The following is a 19986-nucleotide window of genomic DNA, read 5'->3' on the forward strand; positions in this document are numbered from 1 at the left end:
AGGCCGTCACCACATCAGGGTGTCACACCCGGGGCTGGCCGAAGAACTCCAGGAGCGCGGTGTTGACGGCGTCCGGACGCTCGATGAAGCCCAGGTGCCCGGCGTCGGGGATCTCCAGGTAGCGGGCGTTCGGGATGGCGTCGGCGACTTCGGCGCCCAGGTGCGGCGGCAACAGGATGTCGTCGGCGAAACCGATCACCAACACCTGCGCGGTGATGCCCCGGTAGGCCGGCAACCGGTTCTCGCTCGGCGACACCTCGAGTTGGGTCCGCGACCCCGGGGTCGACTTGGACGGCCACATGGTGAACATCTGGATCCAGTCGTCGGCGAGCCGGTCGTCGTTGAGCGTGCGCGGCGAGAAGTTCTCCAGCAGCCGGACCTTGGCGTCGTACTCCGGCGGCAACGTGATCCCGGCCCGCTCCAGCGCCAGTTCGGCGGTGCCGAAGAAGGTTCGGGTGCGGTCGTGCCGGCCGCGGGTGGCCAGCAGCGCGGCCTGGCTGACCAATTCCGGCCGGACCAGCATGAGTTCCTGCGCGATGTAGGAGCCCATCGAGACCCCGACGATCCGCACCGGGCCACCGACCAGTTCGTCGATCAGCGCTGCGGTGTCGGCGACCATGGTCTCGGTGCTGAAACCCTCGGCGTTCTCGGTGGCGCCGATCCCGCGGTTGTCGAACGTGATGACCCGGTAGCCCGCCCGCTGGAAGGCCGGCACCTGGTGCAGGTGCCAGGTGCGGCCGGCGCCTCCCCGGCCGGCGATGAACAACACCGGATCCCCGGTGCCGCGGTCGTCGTAGGCGAGATTGATCACCCGGCCACGTTAGCGATTTCGGTGCGGCCGGGTGCGCCCAGCGCCCCCTAACGCACCGAAGCCGCGCGACGACGACGGTTGCGCCGGCGGCCGCGGATCCCGGCGATGGCCTGCGACCAGGCCAGCAAGGCGCCGTCCTTGAGCGGCTCCAGGTGCAGCAGGTCCTTGGACAAGGTCGCGGTGGCCGCGGCCCGGGTGCTCGCCGAGGCCTTGGAGGTGTGCCCGGAGTCGAACGGCGGCTGCGGGTCGTACTCGATGCCGAGCTGGATCGCCTTGGCCCGGTCCTCGCCGCCGAGTTCGGCGGCCAGCCACAACGCCAGGTCGATACCGGCTGACACACCGGCGCAGGTGGCCAGGCCCGGCTCGGCCCGCACCACACGTTCATCGCTGACCGCGGTGGCCCCGAAGGCCTTCAACAGCGGCAACGTCGACCAGTGCGAGGTGGCCCGCTTACCGTCGAGCAGGCCGGCCGCGGCCAGCACCACCGATCCCGAGCACACCGACACCGTCCAGGTCGACCCTGGCCGCACCGCGCGCAGCCAGCTCAGCAGTCGTTCGTCGCGGGCGGCTCCGGCGCTGCCCGGGCCGCCGGGCACCAGCACCACATCGGGTGCCGGCGTCTCGTCGAAGGTGTGCGTGGCGCCGATCAACAGCACCCCGGAATCGGCGGCCACCGGTCCGGTCTCGTGCCAGACGAAGCGGACGTCGGCGCCCGGCAGCATGCGCAGCACCTCGTAGGGGCCGATCAGGTCGAGTGCGGTGAAGCGCGGGTAGAGCACGATGGCGATCTGGGTCATGGTCTTCCTTTCTAGGCGCACGTCTTGCGGTACTGATCAGGTGAAATGCCCACCCGGCGAACGAAATTGCGGCGCATGGTCTCGGCGGTGCCGAAGCCGCAGCGGGCCGCGATGGCGACGACGTTGTCGTCGGTCTGCTCGAGTAGGCGCCGGGCGGCCTCGGTGCGGACCCGCTCCACGTAGCTGCCCGGTGCTTCGCCGACCTCACTGGTGAACAGCCGGGTGAAGTGCCGCGGGCTCATCGCCGCGCGACGGGCCAGGTCGCCACGGTGAACACCTCGAACGGGCCGACCAGGTCGAGCGGTTGGATGCCCGGGTAGCCGAGCAGGTACACGTTGCGCTGCACAGTGCCATCCTGCTGGCTGGGCAGCATGGCGTCTACGCCATGGTGCCCACGAATCAGGACAGCATCTAGGGTGAATCGGGTGCGAATCGTGATCGCCCTGCTGCTGGCGCTGGCCGTGCTGACTGGTTGTACCTCGCTGACCGCGGGTCGACCGATCGCGGCCGATACCAGCCAGGACAGCGCCGGGGAGATGGTCACCGCCGACGGCTACGGCATCGAGTTGGGTGCGCCGTCCGCGCCGGCGGCCATCGAGCTGTACTTCGATCCGTCCTGCCCGCACTGCGGGGAACTGATGCGCACCGACGGCAACGAACTGCCGATGAACTTCATGGACTCCGGTGCCCGGGATTATTCGTCGCGGGTGGGCAATGCCCTGTTCTTGGCCGCAGCCGATCCGGACTCCACCCCGGATGCGATCCTGACCTTCCTGCAGCAGCTGTACCGGATCCTCGACACCGGGCTGAGCAACGAGGCGATGGCCGAGGTGGCCGAATCGGCCGCGCTGCCCCCGGCGGTCGTCGAGCGGATCTCCCTGGGGCAGCAGGGCATCGACACCGCGGCGATGGGCGAGCACAACGAGGATCGGCTCGAAGCGGTGGTCGGCCCGGCCGGCCTCGGTGTGCCGACCGTGCACGACCTGGTCCGCGAGGAAGTGATCGAACTCAATCCCGGCTGGCTGGACACGCTGACCAACTGACACCGCACGGCACGTCCTAGGGTGAGCCGCATGCGGAACACCATCATCGCGCTGCTGGGTGCCCTGTTGCTGACCACGACAGTGCTCGGTTTCCCGGGGCCCGCGGCGGCCGCCCCGGCGCCGCAGGTCAGCGCCGACGGCTTCGGCATCGCGCTGGGTGAGCCGTCCGCCGCGCGGGCCATCGACCTCTACGTCGACCCGTCCTGCCCGCATTCGGGAACCTTGTTGGCGCGCGACGGTGCGCAGCTGCGTGAGCTGATCGACGCCGGCGCACTGTTCGTCACGTTGCGGCCGATGAACTTCCTGGACCGGGACGGCCGGGACTACTCGTCTCGGGTGGACAACGCGTTGTTCCTGGCTGCTGCGGACCCGGCGAGCACCCCGGCCGCGCTGCTGGGCTTCCTGCAGACGTTGTACGAGCGGCTGCCGCAGACCCGCGCGCAGCTCGACGATCTGCAGTTGGCCGGGGTGGCCGGCGAAGCCGGCTTGCCGCCGGGTGTCGTGGTGGCGGTGGCGACCCGCCAGGTCGGTGTGAATCCCGCGGCCATGGGTGCAGCCAATCAGGCTGCGCTGCACGCGGTTTCGCCGGACGGGGTGGGTGTGCCGACGGTCTATGACCCGATCAGCGGGCGCGTGATCGATACCGAGGCCGGCTGGCTGGACGCGCTGATCGGCTGATCGGCTGATCACCCGGCCAGCAGCGGGTAGCACTGCGCGATGCGGTCCAACCACCAGTCTCGGCGCGGCGCGGGTGCGCGTAGCGCGGCCAGCCGGGCCGGATCCGGGACGACGGCGCCGGCCGGCAGGTAGCCGTCCACCGGCACCAGCGGTGCCGCGACGTCCTCGACGAACAGTCCCCCGGTGCCCAAACCGCAGGCGTGCTCGAGCCGCGGCAACGCCGCAGCGGCGGCCACCCCCACCCCGATGCCGACCGCGCTGTCCAATGCGCTGGACACCACCACCGGCACCTCGATCTGGTCCGCGATCCGCAACATCGCCGAAACCCCGCCCAGCGGCGCAACTTTGAGCACCGCGACATCGGCTGCGCCGGCGGCCAGCACGCGCAGCGGGTCCTCGGCCTTGCGGATGCTCTCGTCGGCGGCCACCGCGACGTCGACCCGGCGGCGCACCTCGGCGAGTTCCTCGACCGTGCGACACGGCTGCTCCAGGTATTCCAGCGGGCCGTCGGCGGTCAGCGCGGCCGCTGCCGCCACCGCCTGCGGCACGGTCCAGCCGCCGTTGGCGTCCACCCGCACGGTCGGGATCAGCGTGCGCACGGCGTTGACCCGGGCGACGTCGTCGGCCAGCACTTGGCCGGGTTCGGCGACCTTCACCTTGGCGGTGCGTGCGCCCGGGAACCGGGCGAGCACGTCGGGCACCTGCTCGGGCGGCACCGCCGGGACCGTGGCATTGATCGGCACCCGGTCCCGGCGCGGGGCCGGGGTCCCGACGAACGCGGCCTCCAGGCCGGCGGCCAGCCAGGCCGCGGCCTCGGGTGCCTCGTACTCCAGGAACGGGCTGAACTCGCCCCAGCCGGCCGGTCCGTCGATCAGCGCGATCTCACGCTCGGTGATGCCGCGGAAGCGCACCCGCATCGGCAAGGTGACCACGTGCACCCGGTCCAGCAAGTCGGCCAGTGGCACGGCTGTCATGCTCAGACCGTAGCGCGGGTCCGTCCGGCCCAGAACGGCGCCCGCAGGTCCCGTTTGAGGATCTTGCCGGTCGGGTTGCGCGGTAGCGCATCGAGCACGTCGATCTGTTTCGGAATCTTGTAGTGCGCCAACCGATCCCGCATCCACGCGATCAGCGCCTCGGGCTCGGTGTCGGTGTTCAGTGCGACGGCTGCGCGCACCGCTTCGCCCCATTTGTCGTCGGGCACCCCGAACACCGCGACCTCGACGACCGCCGGGTGCTCGGCCAGTACCCGTTCCACCTCGATGGAGTACACGTTCTCGCCACCGGTGATGATCATGTCCTTGAGCCGGTCCACCACGTAGAAGTAGCCGTCGGCGTCGACGTAGCCGATGTCACCGCTGCGGAACCAGCCGTCGGCGGTGATCGCTTCGGCGGTGGCCTCCGGCCGGTTCAGGTAGCCCTTCATCAACTGCGGTGTGCGGATCCACAATTCGCCCTGTTCGCCGACCGCCTTGTCGGTCAGGGTGTCCGGGTCGACGACGCGCAGTTCAGCGTTCGGGATCGGCACCCCGGCGCTGACCAGGCGTTCGGGGTGTGCGGTGTCGCGGTGCTGCTCGGGCATCAGGTGGGTAACCACACCGGAGACCTCGGTCAGGCCGTAGACCTGGATGAAATCGGTGTCCGGCCAGGCTTCCAGCGCTGCGCGCAGCAACGGCAGCGGCATCGGGGACGCGCCGTAGCAGAAGGTCTTCAGCTTGCCGAACAGCGCCACCGCCTCCGGCCCGGCTTCCAGCACCATTGCCAGCACGGCCGGCACCAAGAACGTGCGGTTGGCTCCGGCCAGGATGGCGGCCGCCAGCGACGGGCCGTCCACCTCGCGGGTCATCACGGTCGGCACGCCGTCGTGGATGCCGACCTCGACGTAGGAGGAACCGCCGACGTGGAACAGCGGCATCGACACCATGTTCTTGTCGCCGTCGTCGAAGGTCCAGCCATCCTGGGAATCGCGGCTGTGCGCCATGATGTTGGCGTGCGTCAACTGCACACCCTTGGGCTTACCGGTGGTGCCCGAGGAGTACAGCACCAGCACCGGGTCGTCGGGGTCGGCCTCGGGCGCCGGACCGCGCGGGGTCGAGGCCGCCAGCAGCGCTTCGTATTCGTCGCCCTGGCCGCCGTCCGGGGTGAGCCCGAAGACCGCCGTCAGGTTCGGCAGCCGGTCGGCCAGCGCGTCGATGGTCCCCCGCAGTTCGGTGCCGACCACCAGCACCTTGGCCGCGCAGTCGTCGAGCACATAGTTCAACTCGTCGGGTCCGAGCCGGAAGTTGATCAATGTGGTTGCCGCGCCCAAGGATCCGGCCGCCAGGGTCAGCTCCACCCCGGCCGGGTGGTTCTTGTCCAGGAAGGCCACGATGTCGCCGCGGCGCACGCCCAGCTGGTGCAGCGCACCGGCGAGTCGACGCACCCGGTCGTCCCACTGCGCCCAGGCCCAACTGCGGCCGAGGTAGTTCATCGCCTCGGAATCCGGGATGGTGCGCGCCCAGTGCGCCGGGCAGTCATCGAGCAGACGCGGTGTCGGCAACTCAGCAGTCATGTAGCGAGCCTGCCATGCCGGACAACCCGGCCGGCGGATTTCGTCCCGGTTGCCGCGGTCAGCTCAGCCGTGCGGCCAGCAGCTCGGCCAGGTGGATACCGCGGCGGGCACTGAGGTCGGCCAACTGGGTGCGACACGAGAAGCCGTCGGCCAGGATCGGGGTGTCCGGGTCAGCGGCGCGGACCGCGGGCAGCAGTTGTTGTTCGGCGACCGCCACCGACACCTCGTAATGGCCTTGTTCCACACCGAAGTTGCCGGCCAGCCCGCAACAGCCGCCGAGCCGCTGCACCGTGGCGCCGGCTTGGTCGAGCAGTCGCTGGTCGGGGGCCCAGGTCAACACCGCGTGGTGGTGGCAGTGCGGCTGGGCCAGCACCGTGGTCCCGGCCAGCGACGGTGGTGTCCACTGACCTTGGGTCAACAGTTCGGCCAGGGTGCGGGTGCGCTCGGCCAACTGCACGCCGGGTGGGCCGAGCAGCTCGGCGGCATCCGAGCGCAGCACCGCGGTGCAGGACGGTTCCACGCCCACCACCGGCAGGTCCGCGGCCAGCAGCTCGTCAGCGGTGCGGCCGAGGATCCGCCGGGCCGCGTCGAGTTGTCCGGTCGAGATCCAGGTCAGCGCGCAGCACTGTTGTTGGGCGGTCAAACGTGGTGCGTATCCGGCGTTTTCCAGCACCGCGACCATCGCCTGACCGACCTGCGGGCTGAAGTAGTTGGTGAAGGTGTCGACGAACAGCAGCACCGGCTCCCCCGCCGCCGGGGTGTGCCCGGCGAACCAGTCCCGGAAGGTCTGCGGCGCGAACGGCGGGATGCTGCGGCGCGGATCGACCCCGGCCAACCGCATTCCGAACCGGCCCACCCCGGGCAGGCCGATACCGCGGTTGACCAGTCGGGGCGCACGGGCCGCCAGCCGGGCCCAGCGCGGCAGCCAACCGAGCGCGTAGTGCGCGGCCGGACGCCGCCGTCCTCGGTAACTCTGGTGCAGCACTTCGGCTTTGAACGACGCCATGTCCACCCCGGTCGGGCAGTCCGACAGACAGCCCTTGCAGGACAGGCACAGGTCCAGCGCTTCGTGCACCTCGGGGGCACGCCAGCCGCCGGTTACGAAGCTGCCGTTGATCATCTCCTGCAGGATCCGGGCGCGGCCCCGGGTGGAGTCCTTCTCCTCGCCGGTGGCCAGGTACGACGGGCACATCACGCCACCGGTGCCGGTGTTGTCGGCGCGGCACTTGCCGACCCCGGTGCAGCGGTGCACGGCCTGGGTGAAGTCACCGCCGTCGTGCCGGTAGGCCAGCGCCAGGTCACGGCGCAGCATCGGGGCGGGTTCGCGCAGGTCGGCATCCAGCGGGCGCGGACGCACCAGCACCCCCGGGTTGAGCAGGTCGTGCGGGTCGAAGATCTGCTTGACGGCTTCGAACAAGTTGATCGCCCGCGCCGAGTACATCTTGGGCAGTAGTTCGCCGCGGGCCCGGCCGTCGCCGTGTTCGCCGGACAGCGACCCGCCGTAGCCGGCCACCAGATCCGAAGCGGCCATGAGGAATTCGCGGAACACCCGGTGCCCGGCGGGATGCTGCAGCGGAAAGTCGATCCGGATGTGCAGGCAGCCGTCGCCGAAGTGTCCGTAGGGCAGGCCGGTGAGCCGATACTCGGTGAGCAGCGCATCGAAGTCGCGCAGGTAGGCACCGAGCGCGGCGGGTGGGACCGCGGCGTCCTCCCAGCCGGCGTGTGCCGGCAGACCGGCCGGGCTGCGGCTGGACAGCCCGGCACCGTCGGCCCGGATCCGCCACAGCGCTGCGGTGTGCTCCGGATCGGTCACCACCATCGAGTCCTGCGCGCCGCAGCCGGTCGCGACCTGGCGGGCTCGGGTCAGGGTGTCGTGTCGGTCGGCCCCGGCGATCTCGATGAACAGCCAGGCGGCCCCGGCCGGCAGCGGTGGAACTGCTTGCGGCCCACGCCGTTCCCGCAGTACCTCGACGATCCGGGAGTCGATGCCCTCACAGGCCACCGGCGCATGGGTGAGCACCGCCGGGGTGGCGTCACCGGCCGACGCGATGTTCGGGTAGCCCAACACCACCAGCACGCGATGGGCCGGGTCGGCGACCAGCGTCACGGTGGCTTCGGTCAACACCCCGAGGGTGCCCTCGCTGCCGACGATCAGCTTGGTGACGTCGAATCCCCGCTCCGGGGCCAGGTTTTCCAGCGCGTAGCCCGAGACCTGTCGGCTGAACCGGCCGAACTCGGTGCGCACCGTCGCCAGGTCCGCGTGCACCACGTCGCGCAAGGCGGTCAGCGCCGGGGAGTCCGCGCCGGGCAGGTGCAGCTGCTCACCGGTGCCGGTCAGCAGGGTCAGTGCGCGCACGTTGTCGCTGGTGCGGCCGTAGCCCAGCGCCCGGGTGCCGCACGCGTTGTTGCCGATCATGCCGCCGATGGTGCAGCGCGAGGATGACGACGGGTCCGGCCCGAACCGCAGGCCGTGCGGCTTGGCGTGGCGCTGCAGGGCTTCTTGCACCAGCCCGGGCTGCACGGTCGCGGTGCCGGCGTCCGGGTCGAGATCGAGTACCCGGTTCAGGTGCCGGCTGAAGTCGAGGACCAGTCCGGGGCCGACGGCATTGCCGGCGATCGAGGTGCCGGCGCCGCGCGCGGTGACCGGGATGCCTTCGGCGCGGCTGACCGCCAGCGCGGCCGCGACCTCGTCGGCGTCCCGCGGCCGGGCCACCACCAGCGGCAGCACCCGGTACAGCGAGGCGTCCGAGGAGAACGCCGCGCGGGTGGTCGAGTCGGCGTGCACATCGGTCAGCCCGGCGGCTCGCAGCAACCCGGCCAGCGATTCCGCCTCCATTCGTAGCATGCTACAACGTCCTAGCATGCTACGGTACCGGGGTGGCGCACGGACTTCCCGACGTGACCCCGCTGGCCCCGCACGGGCGGCGGATGGAAGCTGCCACCGCCGCGGTACGGGCTGCCATCGACGACGGCCGGATGCGGCCCGGGGTGCGCTACTCGGTCTACCAACTCGCCGAAGCCCTCGGCGTCTCCCGCACCCCGGTGCGCGAGGCACTGCTGCGCCTCGAAGAGGTCGGCCTGATCAAATTCGAAGCCCGCCAAGGGTTTCAGATCCTGGCACCGCAACCGGAGGACATCGCCGACATCTTTGCGGTCCGGCTCGCCCTGGAGGTGCCGGCGGCGCGCCGGGTGGCCGGCACCGTCGACGACGTCGGCCGCGACCGGCTACGTCGGCAACGCGAGGCGATGCGCCGCGCGGTCGCCGCCGGCGATGACCGCGGCTTCGCCCAGCACGACCAAGGCCTACACGACCTGATCCTGGAGTTGGCCGGCAACCAGCGCTCCCGGCGCATCGTCAAGGGCTTGCGCGAGACCACCCGATTACTCGGCGCCGCCACCGCGGACAAGACACGAACGCTCGTCGACATCGACGCCGAGCACACCCCGATCGTCGACGCGGTGCTGGCCGGGCACGCCGAGGCTGCCGCGGCGGCCATGCGATCACACCTGGTCAACACCGGAAAACTGCTCGTCGGGCAAGCACTTCGGGAGCAGACCGGGCAGGCCCAACCGGACCGGATCCAAGCCGTCTGGGATGCGGTGGTGTACTAGAACTGGAACACGTTCTAGTCTTGGCCCATGGCTCAAGATCTCCTGCGTCATCCCGTGCACTCCGGCCACCTGCTGATCGGCGCGCTCAAGCGGCACCGGGACAAGCCGGTGCTGCACCTGGGCGACACCACGCTGACCGGCGGCCAGATGGCCGCCAAGATCAGCCAGTACGTGCAAGCCTTCGACGCGCTGGGCGCCGACTCCGGCGCGGTCTCCGGACTGCTGTCGCTGAACCGGCCCGAGGTGCTGATGATCACCAGCGCCGGCCAGACCCGGGGCTACCGTCGGTTGGCGCTGCACCCGCTGGGCTCACTCGACGACCACGCCTATGTGCTCGCCGACTCGGGTGCCACCGCGTTGATCATCGACCCCAACCCGGCGTTCACCGAACGCGCGATCGGGCTGCTGGGCAAGGTGGACGCGCTCAACCAGGTGCTGACCATCGGTCCGGTGCCCGCCGAGTTGGCCGCCGCAGCCGAGGCGGCCGGCGCCGTCGCGCTGGACCTGACCGCCGAAGCCGAACGCTATGAACCAAAACCGTTGGTGGCAGCCGATTTGGCGCCCGATCACGTCAACGGGTTGTCCTACACCGGTGGCACCACCGGCAAGCCCAAGGGTGTCATGATGACCACCCAGGCCACCACCACGATGACCACCATCCAGCTGGCCGAATGGGAGTGGCCGGAAAACCCGCGGTTCCTGATGCTCACCCCGCTCTCGCACGCCGGGGCCGCCTACTTCCTGCCCACCCTGATCAAGGGCGGCGAAATGCACGTGATGGCCAAGTTCGATCCGGGCGCTGCGCTGGCCTACATCGAGGAGCACCGGATCACCGCGACGTTCGTGGTGCCGGCGATGTTGTACGCGCTGATGGACCACCCGGATTCGCGCACCCGGGACCTGTCCTCGCTGGAGACGGTGTACTACGGCGCTTCGGCGATCAACCCGGTTCGGTTGGCGGAGGCCATTTCCCGGTTCGGTCAGATCTTCGCGCAGAACTACGGGCAGTCCGAAGCCCCGATGGCGATCTCCTATCTGGGCAAGAAGGATCACGACGAGTTGCGGTTGACCTCGTGCGGTCGGCCCACGCTGTTCGCACGGTGTGCGCTGCTCGATGCCGACGGCAATCCGGTGCCCCAAGGTGAAGTCGGCGAGGTGTGCGTGTCCGGTCCGCTGCTGTCCGGCGGCTACTGGAAGCTGCCCGAGGAGACCGCCAAGACCTTCCGCGACGGCTGGCTGCGCACCGGCGACATGGCCCGCGAGGACTCCGACGGCTACTGGTTCATCGTGGACCGGGTCAAGGACATGATCGTCACCGGCGGTTTCAACGTGTATCCCCGTGAAGTGGAAGACGTTGTGGCCGAACATCCCTCGGTGGCGCAGGTGTGCGTGGTCGGCGCACCGGACGACAAGTGGGGTGAGACCGTCACCGCGGTGGTGGTGCTGCGCGCCGACGCCGGAACCGACGAGGCTTCGATCGCCACCATGACCGCCGAGATCCAGGCTGCGGTCAAGGAACGCAAGGGTTCGGTGCAGGTGCCGAAGTCCGTCGTCGTCGTCGACGCGTTGCCGTTGACCGGTCTGGGCAAGCCGGACAAGAAGGCCGTGCGGGCCCGGTTCTGGGAGGGCGCCGGCCGCGCCGTCGGCTGACGGTCGCCGCCCCTTGCGCCACGCGCTCTTCCGTCTCCTTCCCGCCTACTCGGCCTGAAGAGCGGGACGGAGACGGCAGAGCGCGAAGTGGGGGCGGCCGGAGACGGCAGAGCGCAACACCACCCGCCGGCACCCCGGGTTTGGCAGCATCGAACCATGTCGCCGATTCGCGCCGTGATGTTCGACTTCTCCGGCACCCTGTTCCGCCTGGAAGAGGACGACAGCTGGTTCGAGGGCATGACCGTCGACGACCGCGCGGTCGACGGTCACGTGCAGGCCGAGTTGATGCGCCGGCTCACCGCGCCGACCGGGCGGTCGGTGCAGATGGGGCCCGACGAGTACCACGCCTGGGTGAACCGGGACCTGGCGCCGCATCTGCACCGCGAGGCCTACCTGCATGTGCTGCGCGAGTCCGGGGTGGCCGACCACCACGCCGAATCGCTGTACCAACGACTGATCTCACCGGATTCCTGGACGTGCTATCCGGACACCGCCGAGGTGCTGGCCGGGCTGAAGACCGGCGGCCTGGGCACCGCGGTGGTCTCCAACATCGCGTTCGACGTGCGGCCCACCTTCGAGGCGATCGGGGCCGACGGTGACGTCGACGCCTTCGTGCTGTCCTTCGAGGTCGGTGCGGTCAAACCGGATCCGCGGATCTTCGAGACCGCACTCGAGCGACTCGGCGTGCCGGCCGAGCACGCTCTGATGGTCGGTGACAGCGACGAGGCCGACGGCGGCGCCCGCGCGCTGGGCTGTCAGTTCGCCCTGGTGGATCCACTGCCCACCACCGAGCGCCCGGACGCACTGTTGCGCGCGGTGCGCGACGCCGGCGTCGCGCTCTGATCAGTACGGGTACGGGCCGGCGGGCAGCGCCGGGACCGGCGGGCGTCGCTCGGCCGTGAAGTACTGCCAGGTGGCCAAGCCCAGTACCGCGACCAGGCAGATGATCGCGATGATCAACCCGGCGCCGTAGCCGACGTCGGCGTCTGAGGAGCCGTAGTCGAATCGGTCCAGATCGGCTGGGCTGATCTCGTCGGCCAGATCACCGGTGATCTCGGTGACCGGGGCCGGCCGGATCGCCGCGGCGATCGCCATCAGCAGCGAGCACACCGCCACCGCGGCCGTCGCACCCCACAGCGTGCGGTCCGAGCCGCGCACCAGCAGCGTCGCGCCGATCGCCAATGCCACCGCCAGCGCGATCGGAATCGCGGCCACCATAGGCAAATTGGCTGCGGTCCAGCTGTAGAAACCGATGCCCACCTCGACGGCACCGCTCGGGTAGAGCTCCTCGTAATCGGGGCCGTAGATCTCGCTGCCCAGCCCGGAGTCCAGCGCGTCCGGTTCGAACGACAACGTCCACATCGGCAGCAGCGTGCACACCACGCCGATGAAGGCCACCACGATCAGCAGCGCGGCCGGCAACCACTCAGGTAGCGAACGCGGAGCCGGCGGCCGGCCGACCGGCCCCGGCGGTGGGTAGTAGACCATCGCCGGTCACCACCGCGGCTGTTCGGTCGGTGCCGACGGCGGCACCCAGCCCGAGTTCGGCGGCGCCTGCGGAGCGAACTGCGCCGGGCCGGCCGGGGCGGCGGGCACGTCCCGCTTGAACACCATCACCAGCGCTGCCGCCCAGGCGATCAGACCGAAGATCAGGGCGAGGATGAGGCCCGCACCGGCACCGATGGTCGCCACCGAGCCGACCAGACTGTCGACCGAGTCGGCACCGACCTCCTCCTCGAAGGCGTCGGCCAGCGCACCGGTGAGTTTCACCGACGGCAACGGGTTGCTGATCGTCAACAGCAGCGCCAACAGCGTGCCGGTGCCGGCGAACACCGCGGCCAGCGGTGCGGTCTTGCGCTCGGCGCTGAAGATCACCGGCAGCGCGCTGAGCACCGCGAGCGCCAGCAGCAGCGGAATCGCCTGTGCCACCACCGGCGGGGTCAGGATCGGGACGACGTCGAAGAACCCGATCCCGACGCTCACCTCACCGGAGGGCGCTTCGTTGTCCGGCACGTCCAGCGCCGACGGCGTGACCGTCACGGTGTACAGCGAGAACAACGAGCCGAGCAGCACCACCAGGCCTGCGACCACCACCACGATCGCGGAGATCTTCGACAGGTCGAGCGCACCGAGGTTGAGCTTGGGGCTGCGCTGCTGTCCCGGGTAGGGCTGTCCCCACTGCGGCGGGACCGGTCCGGGCGCCCCATAGGACGGCGGAACCGACGGCGCAGCGTGGCCACCGCTTTGGCCGTAACCGGGATTGGGATATGGCCCGGGCGCTTGGCCCTGGTACTGCTGCGGGTCGTAAGGATTCCCCACCGATGTCACCTTTCCATTGCGAGCGTGAGCAGTCGCGCGTTACTGAGTGTGCCGCATCGAGCCGATCTAGGCTGACATCTGATGACGAACCCGGATCCGAGGCCACCGCGGTGGCTCAAGCCGATGAACAAGATCTTGATGGCCGTGGGGCGCACCGGCGTCCTCGGCGGCAACGCGCCGACGGTCCTCACCCTCACCGGGCGTACCTCGGGCCGGCCACGATCCACGCCGGTCACGCCCATGACGGTGGACGGCCAGCGGTACGTGGTCGGCGGCTTCCCGGGTGCCGACTGGGTGCGCAACGCGCGGGCCAACCCCGCGGCGACGTTGCAGCAGGGCCGGCGCACCGAACGAATCCGGATGGTCGAAATGCCGGCCGAACAAGCGCGGCCGCTGCTGTACCAGTTCCCCACGCTGGTGCCCACCGGTGTGAGCTTCATGAAGAACGCGGGCCTGGTGACCAAGGGTCGACCCGAGGAGTTCGAGGCGCTGGCCGGGCGCTGCGCGGTCTTCCGCCTCGATCCGAGTTGATGCTCAGCTTTCGGCGGTGAACACGCCGGCCATGGCAAACGCTCCGGCCAATTGGGTGATCTGACCGGGATCACCTTCGGTGCAAGCAGTTCCGCCTTTCGCAACCAGGGCTGTCACCGAGCCTAAGGTTGTCGAAGCGTTTGTCTATTCACCCTTTTCACTGCCCCGGCAACCGCCGGGAGTTCTGTTCAGCACGGCGCAGCTGGGCGGCGACCCGAATGTCGTCTGTGTCTTGTCGGCCGCGGCGGCGTGGTCATCCCGAAGCTCCGGAGAACCGTTCTGATCACCACGGGTAGGGTGCGATTCGATGACGTCGACCTCGGCCACCAGAACCGGCGAAGCGTTGCCCCCCCGCCAGCGGCTTGACGTAGGAGGACCATGTGACCGACAACCCCTTCGATCCCAACCAGTGGCGTCCGGTCGCGGATCTCGACCCTCAGTTCGCCGATCTGACCGACATCACCTATCACCGCCAGGTCGACGCCGACGGCAACCTGCAGCCCACCGTCCGGGTGGCCTTCGACCGGCCCGAGGTGCGCAACGCGTTTCGGCCCGGCACGGTCGACGAGTTGTATCGCGCACTCGACCACGCCCGGATGTCTCCGGATGTCGGGGTGGTGCTGCTGACCGGCAACGGCCCCTCGCCCAAGGACGGCGGCTGGGCCTTCTGCTCGGGCGGCGATCAGCGCATCCGGGGCCGGTCCGGCTACCAGTACGCCAGCGGTGAGACCGCCGATACCGTCGACGTCGCCCGCGCCGGCCGGCTGCACATTCTCGAGGTGCAGCGACTGATCCGATTCATGCCCAAGCCGGTGATCTGTCTGGTCAACGGGTGGGCGGCCGGCGGCGGGCACAGCCTGCACGTGGTGTGCGACCTGACGCTGGCCAGCCGCGAGCACGCCCGGTTCAAGCAGACCGACGCCGACGTCGGCAGCTTCGACGGCGGCTACGGCAGCGCCTACCTGGCCCGCCAGGTGGGACAGAAGTTCGCCCGCGAGATCTTCTTCCTGGGCCGCGCCTACACCGCCGAGCAGATGCACCACATGGGCGCGGTCAACGAGGTGGTCGACCACGCCGACCTGGAGACCGTCGCACTGCAATGGGCCGCCGAGATCAACGGCAAATCCCCTCAGGCCCAACGCATGTTGAAGTACGCGTTCAACCTGCTCGACGACGGCCTGGTGGGCCAGCAGCTGTTCGCCGGCGAGGCGACCCGACTGGCCTACATGACCGATGAAGCCGTCGAAGGCCGGGACGCGTTCTTGGAGAAGCGCGACCCGGACTGGACCCCGTTCCCCCGCTACTTCTGAGGCAACCCGCCATGAGCCGCAATCCCCTGCGCAAGTTCACCCGCAGCGCCGTGCTGGCCGGGATGCGGCCGCCGTGGTCGCTGCCCACCGGAATCGATATCGACTTGCGCGGCAAGCGGATTCTGCTCACCGGGGCATCCTCGGGGATCGGGGAAGCCGCCGCCGAACAGTTCGCGCAGGCCGGGGCCGACGTCGTCGTGGTGGCGCGGCGCCAAGAACTGCTCGACGCGCTGGCCGAGCGGATCCGCACCGCCGGCGGCCGCGCCGAGGCACGGGCATGCGATCTGTCCGACCTGGACGCCATCGACGATCTGGTGGAAACAGTTGGGCCCGTTGACATCTTGGTCAACAACGCGGGACGTTCGATCCGCCGTCCACTGAGCGAGTCGTTGGAACGTTGGCATGACGTCGAGCGCACCATCAGGTTGAACTACTACGCGCCGCTGCGGCTGATCCGCGGTTTTGCCCCCGCCATGCTCGACCGCGGCGACGGTCACATCATCAACGTCGCAACCTGGGGCGTGATGAGCGAAGGTGCTTCGCTGTTCTCGGTGTACAACGCATCCAAGTCGGCGCTGTCCACCGCGAGCCGGGCGATGGAGACCGAGTGGGCGGTGCGCGGTGTGCACTCCACGACGCTGTACTACCCGTTGGTGGCCACCCCGATGATCGCGCCGACCCGGGCCTACGACGGGATGCCGGCGCTCAGCGCCGCCGAGGCCGGCGAGTGGATGGTGCGCGCCGCACGCACCAGGCCGGTGCGGATCGCGCCGCGGATCGCGGTCACCGCGCGCGCGGTCGACGTCGTCGCCCCCGGGTTTGTGAACAGCGTAATGCGCCGGCAACGCGTACAACCGAACGAGACCGGCTAAACGAGGAGGTGACGGGCGTGGAGATCCTGGCCAGCCGGGTGCTGCTGCGGCCTGCCGACTATCAGCGCACGCTGCGTTTCTACCGCGACGAGTTGGGCCTGGCGATCGCCCGCGAGTACGGCGCCGGCACGGTGTTCTACGCCGGCCAGTCGCTGATCGAGATCGCCGGCCACGGCACCACCGCCGAGGCCACGGCAGCATTCCCAGGCGCGCTATGGCTGCAGGTCCGCGACCTGGCGGCGACCCAGGCCGAGCTGCGGGGCCGGGGGGTGGCGATCACGCGGGAAGCCCGCCGGGAGCCGTGGGGCCTGCACGAGATGCACGTCACCGACCCGGACGGCGTCACGCTGATCTTTGTGCAGGTTCCCGAGAACCACCCGCTGCGCCGCGACACCCGCAACAAGCCTTGACCTGGCTCTCGCTCAGAGCCCCCGAAGCAGCCTGCAGCCCCTGCGAAGGTGAACAACAGGCAAACATTGCCGGTCGAAGAAAAAATCCACCCGCAACTTCCGGCGTTTGGTTTTACATAACAGGTCGGCAACGGCAACAATCCAGGCGTGGACTTCCAGTTGTTCCTGTTGATCATCGTGGTCATCACCGCGTTGGCGTTCGACTTCACCAACGGATTCCACGACACCGGCAACGCGATGGCCACCTCGATCGCCAGCGGGGCGCTCAAGCCCAAGGTCGCGGTCACCTTGTCTGCCTCACTGAACCTGGTCGGTGCCTTCCTGTCCACGGCCGTGGCGGCCACCATCGCCAAGGGGCTGGTGCAGTCCGGCCTGGTCACCCTGGAATTGGTGTTCGCCGGTTTGGTCGGCGGGATCGTGTGGAACTTGCTGACCTGGCTGCTGGGCATCCCGTCCAGCTCGTCGCACGCGCTGATCGGCGGCATCGTCGGGGCCATGCTGGCCGCCGTCGGCGGACACGGCGTGATCTGGAGCGGCCTGGTGTCCACCGTGCTGGTGCCGGCCGCCCTGGCACCGTTCCTGGCCGGCCTGGTCGCCACCATCGGCACCTGGCTGGTGTACCGCACGGTGCGCAAGTACCCGGAGGACCGGGTCGAAAAGGGTTTCCGCTACGGCCAGATCGGTTCGGCGTCGCTGGTGTCGCTGGCGCACGGCACCAATGACGCGCAGAAGACCATGGGCGTCATCTTCCTGGCCTTGATCTCCTACGGCGCTGCCGACCAGTCCGATCACATGCCGCCGTTCTGGGTGATCTTCTCCTGCGCTGGAGCCATCGCGCTGGGCACCTACCTGGGCGGCTGGCGCGTCATCCGCACCCTGGGCAAGGGCCTGGTCGAGATCAAATCACCGCAGGGCATGGCCGCCGAGACCTCATCGGCCGCCATCATCTTGCTGTCCAGCCATTTTGGTTACTCGCTGTCCACCACACACGTGGCCACCGGCTCCATCCTGGGCAGCGGTGTGGGCAAGCCCGGCGCCGAGGTGCGCTGGGGAGTGGCCGGCCGGATGGCGACCGCCTGGCTGATCACGCTGCCGGCGGCCGCGACCGTCGGCGCGCTGACCTACTTCGTGGTGCACGGCATCGGCGGTTGGGCCGGCGCCGGCATCGGCTTTGCGGCCCTGGTGTTGGTGGCCGCGCTGATCTACCGCCAGTCCCGCAAGGCTCCGATCGACCACACCAACGTCAACGACGAATGGCAGGGCAACCTGACCACCGGCACCAACAGCGCTGCGGGTGCGCGCCCGGTGGCCGGCGCCGCGGTCACCGACACCGACGCCGGCGCGATCGACATCATCCCGGTGGAAACCGGCGACCTCGACATCGCCGCCGACCTCGCTGCGCTGGAAACCGACCTACTGGCCGCTCCCCCGCCGCGTCAGCCCGAGACGCCGGTGCGCTGATGTCCGGTCAAGCGCGAGGCGAGGTCTCATGAGCTGGTTCAACACCGCAGCGGTACTGCAGATCCTGGTGGCCGGTCTGATCGTCGGCGCCGGACTGCCCGCGCTGTTCTCGCTGGGCGTGCGACTCAACGCCGAAGGCCTGGGGACCGTCAACGCCGACGGGCAGCTCCGCCGCAACCAGCTGCTGGTCGCGTTGAGCTGGCTGATCTTCGCCGTGGTGTTGATCGCGGTGATCGTCGGGGTGTTGTTCATCGCCCGGGACTTCATCGGGCACCACACTGGCTGGTACATCCTTGGCGCCGAACCGAAGTAAACTGGCGACGGCTGCAGCAGCGAAAGGGCGACCGGTGCGCCTGCAGGTGGAAGTTGGCATCAGGTGAACACATTCCTCAACAAGATCGTCACCTGGCTGCGGGCTGGCTACCCCGAAGGCGTGCCACCCACCGACTACTTCCCGCTGCTGGCGTTGTTGTCCCGGCGACTCAGCGCCGATGAGGTGAAACTGGTTGCCTGCGAATTGAAGAACCGACCCGACTTCGACCACATCGACATCGGCGCCGAAATCATGCGTATCACCGATGAATTGCCCTCACCGGAGGATGTGGAACGGGTCCGGGCCCGCCTCGCCCACCAGGGTTGGCCCCTCGATGATCCCCGCGACGGCGAGGCCGGCACATAGCTACGCTGCGGACCCTCGTCGTGCCGGCGGAACCGTCGGCGCTGTCGATGCTGGCCGCGCTGGAAGGGGTGCTGGACGACCGCGACAGCCCGTTGCTTCCGGTCCCGGGTGGGAATCTGCGGGAAAGCGATTTGCTCACCACGACTTTGCGGGCCGGCGAGGACATCGACGACGACGTCGCGCTGGTGGTCGCGACCTCTGGTAGCACCGGCACGCCCAAGGGGGCGATGCTCACCGCGGCAGCGCTGATCGCCAGCGCGACCGCCACCCATGATCGGCTCGGCGGGCCGGGCAGCTGGCTGTTGGCGCTGCCGTCGCAGCACATTGCCGGCCTGCAGGTGCTGATCCGCAGCGTGTTGGCCGGCACGGTGCCGGTCGAGATGGACCTGCGCGACGGGTTCGACATCGCCGAACTGCCGCACGCGGTGGCCCGGATGGGAGCGGGCCGCCGGTACGGATCACTGGTGGCCGCGCAGCTGGCCAAGGCGCTCACCGACCCGGCGGCCAGCTCAGCCCTGGCCGAGCTCGATGCGGTGCTGCTGGGCGGCGGACCGGTACCCGCTCCGGTGCTCGAAGGTGCTGCCGCAGCAGGTATTTCGGTGGTGCGAACCTACGGCATGAGTGAAACGGCCGGCGGCTGCGTGTACGACGGCACCGCACTGGACGGTGTCACGGTGCGCATCGACGGGGACGGCGACGTCGGGCGGATCGCGCTCGGCGGCACAACCCTGGCCAAGGGCTACCGCAATCCCCCGCCGGTCAACCCGTTCGCCGAGGCCGGCTGGTTCCACACCGACGATCTGGGCGCGCTCGACGACTCCGGGGTGCTGCGGGTGCTCGGCCGTATCGACGACGCGATCAGCACCGGTGGCCTGACGGTGCTGCCCGGGCCGGTCGAGGCCGCGTTGGCCAGCCACCCGGCGATCGCCGAGTGCACGGTGTTCGGTGTCCCCGACGACCGACTCGGCCAACGCGTGGTGGCGGCCATCACGCTGACCGCCGGCGCCACTGCGCCCAGCGTGGCCGAACTGCGTGAACTCGTCTCGGGCACACTGGATTCCACTGCTGCACCGCGCGAGCTGCATGTGCTCGACGAACTACCGCGCCGCGGCATCGGCAAGGTGGACCGGCGCGCACTGATCGCCCGATTCAGCTGACCGGCCGTCGCCTTGCACCTTCCCGCTCTGCCGTCTCCAGGCCCGCCACCTTTCCGCTCTACCGTCTCCAGGCCCGCCCTGCGGGCCCGTAGAGCGGGACGGAGACGG

At 69.6% G+C, this 19986-nt stretch carries 20 protein-coding genes and 2 pseudogenes; 13 read left to right on the top strand and 9 right to left on the bottom strand.

Annotated elements, in window-relative coordinates; translation table 11 throughout:
• Positions 1–22: 22 nt before the first annotated feature.
• The 4 genes and pseudogenes from AC5Y3P_RS16975 to AC5Y3P_RS16990 all read right to left on the bottom strand — a co-directional run bounded on the left by AC5Y3P_RS16975 (position 23) and on the right by AC5Y3P_RS16990 (position 1981).
• Positions 23–808 (bottom strand): alpha/beta fold hydrolase, encoded by a 786-nt coding sequence (locus tag AC5Y3P_RS16975; RefSeq protein ID WP_500047145.1) that lies wholly within the window; start codon positions 806–808, stop codon positions 23–25.
• A 50-nt stretch (positions 809–858) separates the two neighbouring features.
• Entirely contained in the window at positions 859–1608 is a 750-nt protein-coding gene (locus tag AC5Y3P_RS16980; protein ID WP_500047093.1) for a DJ-1/PfpI family protein, read from the bottom strand.
• An 11-nt stretch (positions 1609–1619) separates the two neighbouring features.
• Positions 1620–1871 (bottom strand): annotated as a pseudogene (locus AC5Y3P_RS16985) (helix-turn-helix domain-containing protein); the annotation flags it as partial.
• Positions 1847–1981: a hypothetical protein gene (locus tag AC5Y3P_RS16990; RefSeq protein WP_500047154.1), complete on the bottom strand. Its 135-nt coding sequence runs from the start codon at positions 1979–1981 to the stop codon at positions 1847–1849. The gene AC5Y3P_RS16990 and the pseudogene AC5Y3P_RS16985, both read right to left, overlap by 25 nt.
• Before the next feature lie 52 nt (positions 1982–2033).
• Here AC5Y3P_RS16990 and AC5Y3P_RS16995 point away from each other — a divergent pair, with 52 nt between their 5' ends.
• Both AC5Y3P_RS16995 and AC5Y3P_RS17000 read left to right on the top strand, forming a co-directional pair.
• On the top strand, positions 2034–2651 hold the full coding sequence (locus AC5Y3P_RS16995) for a thioredoxin domain-containing protein (RefSeq protein WP_500047155.1): 618 nt from the start codon (positions 2034–2036) through the stop codon (positions 2649–2651).
• Between the two features lie 30 nt (positions 2652–2681).
• Positions 2682–3329 (top strand): thioredoxin domain-containing protein, encoded by a 648-nt coding sequence (locus AC5Y3P_RS17000; protein WP_500047094.1) that lies wholly within the window; start codon positions 2682–2684, stop codon positions 3327–3329.
• 8 nt (positions 3330–3337) lie between these two features.
• Here the strand turns inward: AC5Y3P_RS17000 and AC5Y3P_RS17005 are convergent, their stop codons facing one another.
• Genes AC5Y3P_RS17005 through AC5Y3P_RS17015 form a run of 3 tightly spaced genes read right to left on the bottom strand, consistent with a single transcriptional unit; the run spans position 3338 to position 8722 of the window.
• Positions 3338–4303, bottom strand: a complete 966-nt coding sequence (locus AC5Y3P_RS17005) for an o-succinylbenzoate synthase (protein WP_500047095.1) — start codon at positions 4301–4303, stop codon at positions 3338–3340.
• Between the two features lie 2 nt (positions 4304–4305).
• Entirely contained in the window at positions 4306–5877 is a 1572-nt protein-coding gene (locus AC5Y3P_RS17010) for a long-chain-fatty-acid--CoA ligase (protein WP_500047096.1), read from the bottom strand.
• A 58-nt stretch (positions 5878–5935) separates the two neighbouring features.
• Entirely contained in the window at positions 5936–8722 is a 2787-nt protein-coding gene (locus AC5Y3P_RS17015) for an FAD-binding and (Fe-S)-binding domain-containing protein (protein WP_500047097.1), read from the bottom strand.
• An 83-nt stretch (positions 8723–8805) separates the two neighbouring features.
• Between AC5Y3P_RS17015 and AC5Y3P_RS17020 the strand changes: the two genes are divergently transcribed.
• From AC5Y3P_RS17020 to AC5Y3P_RS17030, 3 genes are all read left to right on the top strand, one after another.
• Positions 8806–9489, top strand: a complete 684-nt coding sequence (locus AC5Y3P_RS17020; RefSeq protein WP_500047146.1) for a GntR family transcriptional regulator — start codon at positions 8806–8808, stop codon at positions 9487–9489.
• Positions 9490–9516: 27 nt separating this feature from the next.
• Positions 9517–11139 (top strand): fatty-acid--CoA ligase FadD8, encoded by a 1623-nt coding sequence (fadD8, locus tag AC5Y3P_RS17025; RefSeq protein WP_500047098.1) that lies wholly within the window; start codon positions 9517–9519, stop codon positions 11137–11139.
• A 156-nt stretch (positions 11140–11295) separates the two neighbouring features.
• Positions 11296–11982: an HAD family hydrolase gene (locus AC5Y3P_RS17030; protein ID WP_500047099.1), complete on the top strand. Its 687-nt coding sequence runs from the start codon at positions 11296–11298 to the stop codon at positions 11980–11982.
• On the opposite strand, the gene AC5Y3P_RS17035 is transcribed toward AC5Y3P_RS17030, so the two are convergent.
• The gene (locus tag AC5Y3P_RS17035; protein ID WP_500047100.1) at positions 11983–12627 is read right to left on the bottom strand and encodes a hypothetical protein; all 645 of its coding nucleotides are present in this window, start codon (positions 12625–12627) and stop codon (positions 11983–11985) included.
• 6 nt (positions 12628–12633) lie between these two features.
• The gene (locus AC5Y3P_RS17040) at positions 12634–13458 is read right to left on the bottom strand and encodes a hypothetical protein (RefSeq protein ID WP_500047101.1); all 825 of its coding nucleotides are present in this window, start codon (positions 13456–13458) and stop codon (positions 12634–12636) included.
• An 81-nt stretch (positions 13459–13539) separates the two neighbouring features.
• On the opposite strand from AC5Y3P_RS17040, the gene AC5Y3P_RS17045 reads away from it, so the two are divergent.
• The 8 genes and pseudogenes from AC5Y3P_RS17045 to menE all read left to right on the top strand — a co-directional run bounded on the left by AC5Y3P_RS17045 (position 13540) and on the right by menE (position 19878).
• Positions 13540–13989 (top strand): nitroreductase family deazaflavin-dependent oxidoreductase, encoded by a 450-nt coding sequence (locus AC5Y3P_RS17045; protein WP_500047102.1) that lies wholly within the window; start codon positions 13540–13542, stop codon positions 13987–13989.
• Between the two features lie 380 nt (positions 13990–14369).
• On the top strand, positions 14370–15299 hold the full coding sequence (locus AC5Y3P_RS17050; RefSeq protein WP_500047103.1) for a 1,4-dihydroxy-2-naphthoyl-CoA synthase: 930 nt from the start codon (positions 14370–14372) through the stop codon (positions 15297–15299).
• Positions 15300–15310: 11 nt separating this feature from the next.
• Entirely contained in the window at positions 15311–16171 is an 861-nt protein-coding gene (locus AC5Y3P_RS17055; protein ID WP_500047104.1) for an SDR family oxidoreductase, read from the top strand.
• Between the two features lie 17 nt (positions 16172–16188).
• Positions 16189–16581 (top strand): VOC family protein, encoded by a 393-nt coding sequence (locus AC5Y3P_RS17060; RefSeq protein WP_500047105.1) that lies wholly within the window; start codon positions 16189–16191, stop codon positions 16579–16581.
• A gap of 147 nt (positions 16582–16728) precedes the next feature.
• Positions 16729–17920 (top strand): annotated as a pseudogene (locus AC5Y3P_RS17065) (inorganic phosphate transporter); the annotation flags it as partial.
• Between the two features lie 150 nt (positions 17921–18070).
• Complete coding sequence (locus tag AC5Y3P_RS17070; protein ID WP_500047147.1) at positions 18071–18355, top strand: hypothetical protein; 285 nt, start codon at positions 18071–18073, stop codon at positions 18353–18355.
• A 63-nt stretch (positions 18356–18418) separates the two neighbouring features.
• Positions 18419–18721, top strand: a complete 303-nt coding sequence (locus tag AC5Y3P_RS17075) for a DUF3349 domain-containing protein (RefSeq protein ID WP_500047106.1) — start codon at positions 18419–18421, stop codon at positions 18719–18721.
• A 47-nt stretch (positions 18722–18768) separates the two neighbouring features.
• Complete coding sequence (gene menE / locus AC5Y3P_RS17080) at positions 18769–19878, top strand: o-succinylbenzoate--CoA ligase (protein WP_500047148.1); 1110 nt, start codon at positions 18769–18771, stop codon at positions 19876–19878.
• Positions 19879–19986 lie beyond the last annotated feature (108 nt).

Source organism: Mycobacterium sp. NGS45, from assembly GCF_059812645.1.

Excerpts from the sequence above, each read along its gene's own strand:
- menE (WP_500047148.1), top strand. The coding sequence starts at position 18,769 with ATGCTGGCCGCGCTGGAAGGGGTGCTGGACGACCGCGACAGCCCGTTG.
- AC5Y3P_RS17010 (WP_500047096.1), bottom strand. The coding sequence starts at position 5,877 with ATGACTGCTGAGTTGCCGACACCGCGTCTGCTCGATGACTGCCCGGCG.
- AC5Y3P_RS17045 (WP_500047102.1), top strand. The coding sequence starts at position 13,540 with ATGACGAACCCGGATCCGAGGCCACCGCGGTGGCTCAAGCCGATGAAC.
- AC5Y3P_RS17030 (WP_500047099.1), top strand. The coding sequence starts at position 11,296 with ATGTCGCCGATTCGCGCCGTGATGTTCGACTTCTCCGGCACCCTGTTC.
- AC5Y3P_RS17015 (WP_500047097.1), bottom strand. The coding sequence starts at position 8,722 with ATGCTACGAATGGAGGCGGAATCGCTGGCCGGGTTGCTGCGAGCCGCC.
- AC5Y3P_RS17000 (WP_500047094.1), top strand. The coding sequence starts at position 2,682 with ATGCGGAACACCATCATCGCGCTGCTGGGTGCCCTGTTGCTGACCACG.
- fadD8 (WP_500047098.1), top strand. The coding sequence starts at position 9,517 with ATGGCTCAAGATCTCCTGCGTCATCCCGTGCACTCCGGCCACCTGCTG.
- AC5Y3P_RS17020 (WP_500047146.1), top strand. The coding sequence starts at position 8,806 with ATGGAAGCTGCCACCGCCGCGGTACGGGCTGCCATCGACGACGGCCGG.
- AC5Y3P_RS16990 (WP_500047154.1), bottom strand. The coding sequence starts at position 1,981 with ATGCTGCCCAGCCAGCAGGATGGCACTGTGCAGCGCAACGTGTACCTG.
- AC5Y3P_RS17005 (WP_500047095.1), bottom strand. The coding sequence starts at position 4,303 with ATGACAGCCGTGCCACTGGCCGACTTGCTGGACCGGGTGCACGTGGTC.
- AC5Y3P_RS17035 (WP_500047100.1), bottom strand. The coding sequence starts at position 12,627 with ATGGTCTACTACCCACCGCCGGGGCCGGTCGGCCGGCCGCCGGCTCCG.
- AC5Y3P_RS17070 (WP_500047147.1), top strand. The coding sequence starts at position 18,071 with ATGAGCTGGTTCAACACCGCAGCGGTACTGCAGATCCTGGTGGCCGGT.
- AC5Y3P_RS17055 (WP_500047104.1), top strand. The coding sequence starts at position 15,311 with ATGAGCCGCAATCCCCTGCGCAAGTTCACCCGCAGCGCCGTGCTGGCC.
- AC5Y3P_RS16980 (WP_500047093.1), bottom strand. The coding sequence starts at position 1,608 with ATGACCCAGATCGCCATCGTGCTCTACCCGCGCTTCACCGCACTCGAC.